The 1,015-nt window shown below is 43.6% G+C and carries 2 protein-coding genes; both read right to left on the reverse strand.

Annotated features, from left to right (window positions below; translation table 11 throughout):
- A partial coding sequence (locus A3729_RS06260) for an aldehyde dehydrogenase family protein (RefSeq protein ID WP_156497737.1) occupies positions 1 to 768 on the reverse strand: 768 nt, incomplete at its 3' end.
- Between the two features lie 130 nt (positions 769 to 898).
- Positions 899 to 1,015 (reverse strand): GMC oxidoreductase (locus tag A3729_RS30660; RefSeq protein ID WP_156497738.1); only part of this gene is annotated, 117 nt, incomplete at its 5' end.

Consider the following 1,015-nt stretch of genomic DNA (forward strand, 5'->3'; position numbering starts at 1 on the left):
TAAACAGACTTGACCGCTATTCATGGCCTTACCATGCGCAATTCGCTTAGCGGCATCATTCAGGTTGGCGCCTTCACACACAACTGCCGGCGATTTTCCACCGAGTTCTAAAGTGACAGGTACCAGATTTTTAGCCGCGTTACTCATGATAATACGCCCGGTTTTAGGCGAGCCTGTAAACACCAAATGATCGAAAGGCTGCTCTGAAATTTTCATCGCATCCGGGTGGTCACCAGGCAACACATCCACCAAGTCTTCAGGAAAAATTTCGCTAAGCATTTCTTGCAGTAATGCGGCTGAGTTAGGGCAATTCTCCGGCATTTTGATCATCGCTCTGTTGCCCGCTGCCAAAGCTGCAATAAGAGGCCCTAACGCTAGGTATAAGGGAAAGTTCCATGGGCAGATGATTCCGACAACACCTTTGGGGTGGTAATGTACTTTGGCTTTATTACTTGTGAAGAGTAACTCCGTGGATCTACGACTAGGCTTCATCCACTTTTTGAGTTTGTGAACTGCATGATTGATTTCTAAAACGGGCCCGAGCACATCAATAAGTTTAGATTCAGCTGGTGCGCGCCAGCCAAAGTCTTTGGCTGCTGCAGCGGTAATGGCATCTTGGTAACGCTGAATTTGGCTACGAAGATTTAGAAGATTTTTTTTCCTCTCATTGAAGGAAGGGTAAGGATTAGCTCGAGCCGCTGACTTAAGCATAGTTAATCGTTCTTCAATAGATGTATCGTGAGTAGAAATTTTCGCCGCGCAGTTCATTTGTTTGCCTCTATTTTTATCGATTTAAACGTGCTTATGTTGTGTACTATTTGAATGTTTAATGTTCAAAAGTTGTGTATTTTATTACGTAATAGACTTATTGCTCACAAAAGTGATTTGTACTCATCATTTAGTTGAGCATGGTTGATGGTGACAATATTAGGTCGGATGCCTTTTCAGCAATCGCTATTACAGGTGCATTGGTATTGCCGCTTATTAAAGTGGGCATGATCGATGCGTCGACTAC

It is taken from the genome of Oleiphilus sp. HI0043 (assembly GCF_001634935.1).